Consider the following 11455-nt stretch of genomic DNA (forward strand, 5'->3'; position numbering starts at 1 on the left):
AAAACATTCATAATTAAAAAAGCTGTAATGAAAGTTTCCTTTCACTACAGCTTATATAGAGCCTCTACTCTCTATGAAGTATGCAATTAAATATGTTGTCCTTTGATCATATCGTATTCAGACACACTCACTTGTTGTTTTCGTCCAGCAATTCGTAATACTGTATATCCCAAGATACCAGATACGATGGAACCTACGAAGATGCCAACCTTTGCCATTTCTTGTGCTTCTCCTGGAGGGAAGGCTAATAAGGATACGAACAAGCTCATGGTAAATCCAATACCACAACAAAGAGCAATACCATACACATGCGTCCAATTAGTTTGAGCTGGCATTTCTACTAGTTTAGATTTTACTAGCAAAAATAAGGTACCAAATACACCTACTTGTTTACCTAATACTAAGCCTACTGCTACGCCTAATACAACTGGATGAGCAAAGCTTTCTAAGGTAAATCCATGGAAGGATACCCCTGCATTGGCAAATCCAAAAATTGGAATAATCAAGTATGTAACCCAGTTACTTAATGTGTGCTCCCATTCCGATAAAGGAGATACATGACGTCCATCACGTATACCATGGTATGGAATGAAAGCCGCTAGAATAACGCCTGCTAAGGTAGCATGTAGTCCAGACTTAAACACACAGAACCAAAGGCCAAATCCTAAGGCTAAATACGGGATTGGTCGTGTATAGTTCATACGGTTTACGTATTGCAACATAAACACGATGATCGCTGCTACGAATAAGTAAAAGAAATTTAACTCCGCTGTATAGAAAAAAGCAATGATAACAATAGCCATCAAATCATCCATAACAGCCAAGGTAGTTAAAAATACTTTCATTGCGATCGGTACTCGATCACCTAAGAGTGAAACAATACCAATGGCAAAGGCAATGTCTGTAGCTGTTGGTATCCCCCAACCATGAATATAGTCTGGATGGTAACCAACGATGAAATAATAAATTAAGGCTGGCATTAAAAGACCAAAGAATGCAGCAATACCTGGTAAAAATCGTTTTGCATTGGTATTCAATTCCCCTGCAATCATTTCCCGTTTTACTTCTAGGCCTACAAATAAAAAGAAGACCGCCATGGCCACATCATTAATCCATAATTCAATGGATAATGGTCCCAATTTAGCATGAAGTAAAGAGTGATACAAACTTTCTACTGGAGAGTTTGCCAATAGCACCCCTACCACAGCAGCTACGAAGAGTAGTACGCCCCCTGCTGATGGTGATGTAAAAAAAGATACAATTCGATTCATATAATTACCCCTCTACTATGTAATATATATCATTGAATAAGTAAACTACGTCTTTTGTTATTATAGCACTAAATATATTCTTTATCTATCGAATTTTTTCTATATTATGCATGTATACAAAATCCAAACTCAATTCCCCGATGTCCTTACGGTATTGTCGTCCTTCAAAATGAATTGTCCTCACTCTTGTGTAGGCAATATCCAAAGATTCTTGTAAGGTATCTCCCAATCCTACGACACCTAGAACACGGCCTCCTTGTGTTACATAGTGATCGCTTTCAAATACTGTTCCAGAGTGAAATACCATTGACCTAATATCCACAGCCTGTATATCACCGGTGATGCTTCGACCTATCAATGGCTGATGTGGATATCCTTCGGATGCTAAGATCACACAAGAAGCATATTGTTTGGACCACTCCAAGGTCATCCCCTCTAACTGACCCGTAGCCGTAGCATACATGATTTCTCCTAAATCACTCTCTAATAATGGTAATACCACTTGTGCTTCTGGGTCTCCAAAACGGGCATTGAACTCTACCACTTTCGGCCCTTCCTCAGTAAGCATAAGACCCGTATACAAACAACCCACATAAGGATGCCCTGCTTCTGCCATAGCTTTCACGATAGGTTTTACTATGGTATCTACCACGTCTTGTTCCAAAGTCTCATTCAGTTCTGGCACTGGTGCATAGGCTCCCATACCACCCGTATTAGGACCTTCATCATGGTCTAACAATCGTTTATGATCTCTTGCTCCTATCATAGGCAATACGTGAGTGCCGTCCACAAAGGACAACAAGGATAGCTCCTGTCCTCGCATATATTCCTCAATTATAATGCTTTCTTCGGAACTACTCAGCATCTCTTCCAACACTCGTTCTGCTTCTGTGAAAGTCTTACAAATGGTAACACCTTTACCACCACAGAGGCCATCCCTTTTTAATACAATGGGCACGCCCCATTGATGGATGATGCGTTTTCCTGTTTCTACATCTTGGCAGACCTCATACTTAGCCGTAGGAATCTCATAACGATGCATCATCTCTTTCGCAAAAGACTTAGACCCTTCTATCCGTGATGCCCCTTGGGATGGTCCAAATACTGGAATCCCCACGGCTCGAATTGCATCGCTAAGTCCCTCGACAAGAGGCAATTCAGACCCTATAACAACCAAATCAATCTTATAGTCTAATAACCAAGCTAGTAAGGTGTCTCGGTTCTTCCAATCTAGGTTGACTACAGTGGCTATCGAAGTCATTCCTGCATTGCCTGGCACTACATAGACATCTGTTACAGATGGGCTATGATGTAACTTCCAAGCTAATGCGTGTTCACGACCACCATTGCCAATAATACATACTTTCATAGATACCTCTCAATATAGACTATTTTCTAACAGCTTACTTCCTAATGAAAACTCGAAATTCCACTATCTCCAAGGCATCCTCGCAAAATAAGCGCACCGCCTCTGGGTAGATGCGATGCTCTTCATGTAAGATTCGTTTCGATAGCGTATCCACCGTATCATCTTCATAGACAGGTACCACCGCCTGCGCAATGATAGGACCCGTATCCATGCCTTCATCCACAAAATGAACGGTACATCCTGTATACTTTACACCGTGTAACAAGGCTTGTTTCTGTGCCTGCATACCTTTGAATGCTGGCAACAAGGAAGGGTGAACATTCAAAATCTTTCCTCTGTAGGCTTGCACAAATCTAGGAAGTAATATACGCATATACCCAGCTAGCAAAATGCCGTCTACTTCATATTGCTGCAATATATCTAGCATAGCCTGTGTCCACGCTTCTCCATTACCATAGTGAGTAGGCTCTACTACGTGTACAGGAATGTGCCAAGCACATCCCTTCTCCACAATACCCACATTGGATCTATCACTAATGATAAGAACTATTTCACCCTCTATATGCCCCGCTTCTATGGCCTTATAGATGGCTTCTCCATTAGACCCTCTGCCACTGCCAAATAGAGCCAATCGTTTACGCATGGAATGCCTCACCAAGAATCCTCACATCTCCCTGCCCTTCTGTAACAAGTCCAATGGAGTACACCACTTCTCCTTGCTCTTGTAACACTTCTACCACACGTTCTACTAACTCTGGCTTCACTACTAGCACCATACCTATGCCCATATTGAAAGTATGATACATTTCTCTCGTTTCCACATGTCCCCATTCTTGTAATAATTTAAAAATAGGTGGCACTGGCCAAGCATCACTATGAATCGTGACAGACAATCCTTTCGGTAATATACGAGGAATATTGTCGTAGAAAGATCCTCCTGTAATATGAGCCATCCCCTTCACTAACTGTTCTTTCAGTAGTGGTAGAATCGGTTTTACATACAATTTCGTTGGTCGTAGTACTTCTTCTCCTATCGTGCATCCTAACTCATCTATATACGTGTCCAATGGCATTTGCTTTTTGTCTAAAATAATATGACGCACTAAGGAAAATCCATTGGAGTGCAAGCCTGAAGAAGGTAAACCTAGGACCATATCCCCTGCCTCGATAGAGGCTCCCGTAATGCATTGTTCCTTGTCTACAATCCCCACTGCAAAGCCGGCTAAATCATAATTGCCATCGCCGTAGAAACTTGACATTTCCGATGTTTCTCCACCAATTAAGGCACAACCACATGTTTCACAGGCCTCGCCAATACCATCGATGATACTTTCAATATGATCATGTTCCAATTTACCGACTGCAATGTAGTCTAGGAAAAATAAAGGTGTTGCTCCCTGTGCTACTACATCGTTCACACTCATAGCCACACAATCTTGACCAATCTGGCGGTGTTCATTCATAAGGACGGCAAACCGAATTTTCGTACCTACTCCATCCGTACTAGATACAAGAATAGGTTCTTTCATAGTATGTTGTGCCAAAGAATAGAGTCCACTAAAACCGCCTAAGGACCCTAACACAGATGGTGTATAGGTGCGTTCCACACGGTCTTTAATCTTTTGAATGAGCTGGTTCCCCGATTCCACATCTACGCCAGCATCTAAATAGGTCACAGGTGTATTATCCACAGACATAAGTACCTCCCTTGGTATACTCATCCCCTATAGGGCTTGGATAGTATCCAGTAAAACAAGCCGCACACAAATGTTGTGCTTTTAATTGTTTCATAGACTGCATCAATCCTTCATGAGACAAATAATATAAACGATCAACGCCAATGTATTGGCGGATTTCTTCTATGGAATATCGATGAGCTAGCAACTCTTCTGTATCGGATGTATCGATACCAAAATAGCAAGGATATCGAACTGGTTCAGAAGCTAAGCATAAATATATTTCTTTCGCTCCCGCTTGTCGCAACATGGAAACGATATATCGACTTGTGGTACCTCGTACAATGGAGTCATCAATGAGAACAATGCGTTTACCTTGTACCACATCAGAAATAACACTAAACTTGTTACGTACCGCTTCTTCTCGACTCAATTGGTTAGGCTCTATGAAAGTCCGCAATACCTTCGGATTACGTATTAATCCTTCCCTATAAGGTATACTAGCTTCCTCTGCATATCCCTGAGCCGATAAAGTCCCTGAGTTAGGTATGGGCATAACAATATCCGCTTCATATTGGGTTTCTTTTGCCAACTGACGACCCATAGCCACCCTTGCTTCTGATATACTTTGACCATCTATAACGCTAGTAGGGTGCGCAAAATAAATATATTCAAACACGCAAGTATGCTGTGTATTCTCTTTAGGATGATAAGGTACACTACAGATTCCTTTTTTATCAATGATGACTATCTCACCGGGTCTTACATCACGAATGAAAATCCCCTTTATAGCGTCTATAGCGCAACTTTCAGAGGCAAGTACATATCCATGTGGTGTACGCCCTACACAAAGAGGCCGATACCCTCGAAAATCTCGTACACCGATAAGCATCATATCCGTAATAATTGTTAGAGAAAAAGCTCCTTCTAATCTCCTACAAGCTTGCTGAATAGCACCTAGAAGCGTCGATTCATTGGACTGCTGGATCAAATGGACGATCACTTCTGAATCCATCGTCGTCGTAAACTTAGAGCCTTGCAATTCCAATTCACGTCGTAACACTAGGGCATTTGTCAAATTTCCATTATGGGCTACTGCAAAGGTCCCCCACTGTGATGTTCCTACAAGAGGTTGTACATCATTAGGATTCTCTATACCTGTCGTGGAATACCGTACATGTCCAATCCCTATATGACCTACTAAGGTAGAAACATCCTGTAAGACCTCTTTCACCAGTCCAGGACCTTTCACCACATCTATTTGCGATCCATGAACCACAGCGATACCCGCGCCCTCTTGCCCTCGGTGCTGTAAAGCCACAAGCCCTTCATATAAAGTTGTTCCGATAGTAGAGGTCCTGTCATAGAGTCCAAAGACCCCACACTCCTCATGCCATGTATCTAACACGCCATCATATTTCATTATGCCCCCTAGAGTTATACCCTACTCATATCGTGCAATCGGACAGATTATCAAATGTCAAACTATCTCTATTATAACTTGCTACACCGCTATCTTCAATATAAACTCAGGGAATCAACAAAAAAACGTGGTATACTTAAGATACAACAATCACGTATGGAACGCTAACAAACACACGATAGGATGTATGGAAAATCCCAGTATCGTCCTATCCACCTAAAGGAGGCTATGTATGCACATATTTCGTCTATTCGTCGCTCCTCGCACAACTACTTCACAAGAATCAGAACAATTACGTATAACCTTTGAACAAGATTTACAAATTCCTCTTACCAAGCTCACAATCTACGAACGATACGATATCTTTGGAATTACAGAATCAGAGTTTGAACGTGCCAAAACTCTCATCTTTTCTGAGCCTTCCCTAGAGGCTACCTATACCACATTGCCTCTGACCTCTCAAGACCATCCTATTGCCATTGCACCTATGCCAGGACAATATGACCAACGCGCTGATTCTGCAGAGCAATGCCTATCCATCCTCACTGGTCATGATCAAAATACAGTCCGTACTGCACGAGTGTATGTTTTAACAGGACCTCTCTCTAAGGTACATATGGATAGGGCTCGCCAATATCTTTTACAACCTATCGATGCCTGTGAAAGCTTCATGGAACTTCCTACAACCCTAGACATAGTAACACCAGTGGTACTAACAACTTCGCACATAGAGGAGTTTATCACTCAGTCGGAAGCGAAACTAAAAGAACTCCTACACTCCATGCAATTAGCTATGACCTTAGAAGACCTACTATGCATTCAAAAGTATTTTCAAAAGGAGCACCGCAATCCAACTGTCACCGAAATTCGTGTATTAGACACCTATTGGTCAGACCATTGTCGCCACACTACATTCAATACCCAATTAACGGAGATTACTTTTGATGAGTCTGCCCTTACCGAGCCGATTCAAAAAACGTATCAAACGTATCTTGAAACAAAACAACAACTGAATCCATCGAGCAATGTAGTACCCACATTAATGGACATGGCCACAATGGCTATGCAAGAACTTCGTCATCAAGGTAAACTACATCAATTAGATGTGTCGGACGAAATCAATGCTTGCACCATTATTGTTCCAGTGCAGGTAGATGATACAGAGGAAGAATGGTTATTATTGTTCAAAAACGAAACCCATAATCACCCTACTGAAATCGAACCTTTCGGTGGTGCTGCTACTTGTTTAGGTGGGTGTATTCGAGATCCTCTGAGTGGTCGTGCCTATGTATACCAAGCCATGCGCATTACTGGGTCTGGGAGCCCTCTAGTCTCAAAAGAACATACCTTACCTGGTAAATTACCACAATCCTATATCACCACAACCGCTGCCAAAGGTTTTTCCTCCTACGGTAACCAAATCGGTGTTCCCACAGGGGAAGTACGGGAATATTACCATGAGTCCTATAGAGCAAAACGATTAGAAATAGGAGCCGTCATTGGGGCTGTGCCACGCTCTCATGTACGTCGTGAAAGCCCTGTCCAAGGAGACCTTATTATATTATTAGGTGGTAAGACCGGCCGTGATGGCTGTGGCGGGGCTACGGGATCTTCTAAAACTCATACGAAAGACTCCCTCTATACATGTGGTGCAGAAGTACAAAAAGGAAATCCTGTAACAGAACGAAAGTTACAACGTTTATTCCGTATCCCAGAGGTGACACAATGCATCAAACGATGCAACGATTTTGGAGCAGGCGGTATAGCTGTTGCTATTGGAGAGCTCGCAGATAGTATTCATATTCACCTAGATGTGGTACCTACCAAATACACTGGGCTCACTAGTACAGAGCTAGCCATCTCAGAATCCCAAGAACGAATGGCTTGCATCATAGACCCTATTCATTGGGAATGCTTGCAGTCCTATTGTACCGAGGAAAATCTGGATGCTACTATCGTAGGGGAAGTGACCAATACTGGGCGCCTAGTGATGGAGTTCCAAGGAGAACTTATCGTTAACCTGCAGCGTCAATTTTTAGCTACTAATGGGGCTACACAATGTGCTAATGCTCATATTGTATCTCCAAGAGCAAACCATTATCCTTCGTTTGTTACGAATCTATCTTCTATCTCTACAACAACCAAAGCTTCCATTGAAACACGCTTTCATCAAGCCTTGAAAGATTTGAACAGTACCTCGCAAGAGGGATTACGAGCTATGTTTGACTCTACCGTAGGTGGGAATACTGTACTCTTTCCTTTCAGTGGAAACTATCTGAAAACTCCTGTCCAAGGGATGGTGGCAAAACTTCCAGTTTTACAGGGAACTACTACGACTACAAGTATCATGACTCACGGGTTTGATCCGTTTCTATCGGAATGGAGTCCATACCATGGCGCTCAGTATGCTGTGCTCCTTAGCTTAGCAAAATTAGCTGCTCTAGGTGGAGATATCTCTAAGGCCTATCTAAGTTTTCAAGAATATTTTGAAAAACTCAATAGCCCTACCTCCTGGGGCAAAGTTGTATCTGCCCTTTTAGGGGCCTATGAGGCACAACGTCAATTAGGTGTGGCAGCCATTGGTGGCAAAGATTCTATGAGCGGTACATTCCAAGATCTCCATGTGCCCCCTACACTCATTTCTTTCGCTGTCACCACTGAAGATATTCACCGCATACTCTCACCACACGTTCATGAAGCACATCATCATATCCTATTTCTGCACGTACCAGAGAACTATGATGGCACACCTGATTGGATAACCTTTAAAGCACATTCTGATACTTTGCGTTCCTACAATATCGCACAACAAGTGTATAGCGCTTATGTAGTAGAACAGGACGGTATAGGTCCTGCCACTGTGAAAGCTTGTCTAGGCAACGCCATTGGCTGTGTCTACCATAAAGACGAACTGCAAAGACTAGTTATGGCTGTATCTTCTATGCATAAAAAACGAGAACTAGACCAAACAAGCATAACTCAATTCTGTGCCAATACATTAGAGAATCATAGTTCCAATGCATCAGAGAATCCTAGCCTCCATACCTCTTTAACTCCTGAGGATATATTATTCTACCCCTTCCGTGGTTCCCTCCTCATAGAGGTGGATACTGAGACAGCTCAGGCATTACTTACAATGCCTCATATCTACCACATTGGTACTACACAAGAAGACCCCACAATTATTATGGGGGATACCACTATCTCATTAGATGACTTAACCAATTCCTATGAAAGCACCTTAGCATCTATCTTTCCTATCTACACAAAAGAAAAAATCTTATCCACAGGAAATATGTCAAATCAAAAAAGGAAAACAAATTTCATAGAACTTCATGCAACAAATGCACTACAGAATACAAAATCTAGTAACCTGTGTAAACAACTTGATGTATCAAATATATTCGGCGACACCAGTACCTCTACTGACAGCAAACTACTACACACTACACAAAGCAAACCATGTAGTAAGTATACCTCTCTATCTCATCCAAAAGTGCTGATTCCTATATTCCCTGGTACCAATTGTGAATACGAATCTGCACGGGCTTTCATAGAACAAGGTGCTAAAGTAGAAACTCTAATCATTCGCAATCGAAATAGCCAAGAGTTGCAAGAATCTATACTAGCCTTAAAACGCAGTATAGACAGTACTCAAATTGTATGTTTCCCTGGAGGTTTCAGTGGCGGTGATGAGCCAGCAGGATCTGGTAAATTTATAGCTACCCTGTTTCACAATCCCTATCTGCAAGAGTCCCTTGAAAATTTGTTGTACCACCGTGATGGATTAATCCTTGGTATATGTAATGGATTTCAGGCGCTCATTAAATTAGGTCTTCTACCTACAGGACATATACAAACATTGACTAAAAACAGTCCTACCTTGACGTACAACACCAGTGGGCATCATATATCTAGGATAGTTCATACTAAAGTAATATCTACCGCTTCACCATGGCTAAGTACCTGTGAAGTAGGTAATATCTATACTGTACCTATTTCTCATGGAGAAGGTCGTTTCCTTGCATCCCAAGAGCAACTACGCGAACTATATACCAATGGTCAAATAGCTACCCAATACGTAGACCCTTTAGGCAATACCACTACGAGTCCACAATGGAATCCTAATCAATCCATGGGCGCTGTAGAAGGCTTGCTCAGCCCTGATGGTCGTGTGTTCGGAAAAATGGCACATGTAGAGCGCATCGGATACGGCGTTCATAAAAATATAGAAGGACAACTTGTGATGCCTATCTTTGCATCGGGAGTTAAATACTTTACAGAGTAAACATATGCAAACCAAACTAAACTTATAACAATCTGAATTAGAGGGCACATACATATTAGCCGCTAATCACTAGCCCTCTACTCATTTCTATGTTCACATAACAAAAGAGCTGTAACCCTATGCAATCTGCATGTTGTTACAGCTCTTTATTCTATTCGTATAAACTGATTAACCTACTTCTGGTTCTAATAAACCATATTTGCCATCATGACGACGGTATACGACATTCATAATTTCAGTATCTTCATTGAAGAACATAAAGAAGTCATGTTCCAATAGATTCATTTGTAAGATTGCTTCTTCCACGCTCATAGGACGTACAGTAAAGTTTTTACGACGTACTACTTCTAACTCTTTTTCTTCTGGAATCGCTTCCACAGGTGTTACATCTACATGGAATCCAGTTTCTTTACGGAATCGTTTTGCTAACCGTGTTTTATGTTTATGGATTTGACGAACAATTTTATCCACTACTAAATCAATGGCAGCATACATATCTAAATGGCTTTCTACACCACGCAATACTACACTTTCTACAAAGCATGTCACTTCTACTTTGCGTTCTTCTTTTTCAACGGATAATACAACTTGCACTGTCACTGGAGTTTCAAAATATCGAGATAACTTTTCTACTCGTTTTTCAATATATTCACGTAACGCTGCTGTCACTTCAAGATTTTTGCCTCGTACTGTTAATTTCATAGTGCTCATCCTTTCTGTATTACCTATAAACAAGTACCATATTTATATAGTTCTACAGAAATCCTTAAAATCCTTTTTATTTTTCAAAAGAATTTTAGTTTAATCGCTCTTTGTTCTTCTACGCTTCCATTCTCAACATATCTACAATCAATAGATATATTACAGATTCACTATACTAATTACCAATAAAAAAAGCTTAGGATCTCCTACTAGGAATATCCTAAGCCTTTTTGTTTTGAACTAAGCTTTATATACGTTAGCCGCTTGAAGACCGCGGTTGCCATCTACGATTTCAAATTCAACTTGTTGTCCTTCGGATAAAGACTTAAAGCCATCTTCTTGGATTGCAGAAAAATGAACGAATACATCGCTGCCATCTTCTCTTTCAATAAAGCCATAACCTTTTTCTGCGCTGAACCATTTTACTTTCCCAAGCATGATAATTCCTCCTACCTTTAATACTGCAAGCGATTTAGAGTATCTAAATCTTGCTTTCATGTTATCACTATATATGTATGGTGTCAATCAAAATATCGTTTTATTTTCAAGTGTATGCCACATTGATATAATTCAACACAATTATTAATCAATAATTCCAATTATTACTTATATTATACACATTTAGGATATATATCACATTTTATATATTTATTATCTAATTCAATTTATATTCATAATATTTTTTATTTTTATAAATTTATACAATCTATCAATTATCAAGATTGT

The 11455-nt window shown here is 40.7% G+C and carries 8 protein-coding genes; 1 reads left to right on the forward strand and 7 read right to left on the reverse strand.

Annotated features, from left to right (window positions below):
• Positions 1-86: 86 nt before the first annotated feature.
• The 5 genes from nhaA to purF all read right to left on the reverse strand — a co-directional run bounded on the left by nhaA (position 87) and on the right by purF (position 5739).
• Positions 87-1271, reverse strand: a complete 1185-nt coding sequence (nhaA, locus tag EO127_RS02360) for a Na+/H+ antiporter NhaA (protein WP_127069206.1) — start codon at positions 1269-1271, stop codon at positions 87-89.
• Between the two features lie 85 nt (positions 1272-1356).
• Positions 1357-2640: a phosphoribosylamine--glycine ligase gene (gene purD, locus EO127_RS02365; RefSeq protein WP_127447857.1), complete on the reverse strand. Its 1284-nt coding sequence runs from the start codon at positions 2638-2640 to the stop codon at positions 1357-1359.
• A 34-nt stretch (positions 2641-2674) separates the two neighbouring features.
• Complete coding sequence (purN, locus tag EO127_RS02370; protein WP_127447858.1) at positions 2675-3283, reverse strand: phosphoribosylglycinamide formyltransferase; 609 nt, start codon at positions 3281-3283, stop codon at positions 2675-2677.
• Positions 3276-4337, reverse strand: coding sequence for a phosphoribosylformylglycinamidine cyclo-ligase (gene purM, locus EO127_RS02375; RefSeq protein WP_127447859.1), 1062 nt, complete (start codon positions 4335-4337; stop codon positions 3276-3278). Before purM ends, purN begins: the two co-directional genes overlap by 8 nt.
• Positions 4324-5739 (reverse strand): amidophosphoribosyltransferase, encoded by a 1416-nt coding sequence (gene purF / locus EO127_RS02380; protein WP_127447860.1) that lies wholly within the window; start codon positions 5737-5739, stop codon positions 4324-4326. Before purF ends, purM begins: the two co-directional genes overlap by 14 nt.
• A gap of 232 nt (positions 5740-5971) precedes the next feature.
• On the opposite strand from purF, the gene EO127_RS02385 reads away from it, so the two are divergent.
• Positions 5972-10027: a phosphoribosylformylglycinamidine synthase gene (locus EO127_RS02385; RefSeq protein ID WP_127447861.1), complete on the forward strand. Its 4056-nt coding sequence runs from the start codon at positions 5972-5974 to the stop codon at positions 10025-10027.
• Between the two features lie 168 nt (positions 10028-10195).
• Here EO127_RS02385 and hpf read toward each other — a convergent pair whose 3' ends face one another.
• Both hpf and EO127_RS02395 read right to left on the reverse strand, forming a co-directional pair.
• The gene (gene hpf / locus EO127_RS02390) at positions 10196-10729 is read right to left on the reverse strand and encodes a ribosome hibernation-promoting factor, HPF/YfiA family (RefSeq protein WP_127447862.1); all 534 of its coding nucleotides are present in this window, start codon (positions 10727-10729) and stop codon (positions 10196-10198) included.
• A 240-nt stretch (positions 10730-10969) separates the two neighbouring features.
• Positions 10970-11167: a cold shock domain-containing protein gene (locus EO127_RS02395; RefSeq protein ID WP_009354004.1), complete on the reverse strand. Its 198-nt coding sequence runs from the start codon at positions 11165-11167 to the stop codon at positions 10970-10972.
• Positions 11168-11455: the final 288 nt, after the last annotated feature.

Source organism: Veillonella sp. 3310, from assembly GCF_003999875.1.
Lineage (GTDB): Bacteria > Bacillota > Negativicutes > Veillonellales > Veillonellaceae > F0422.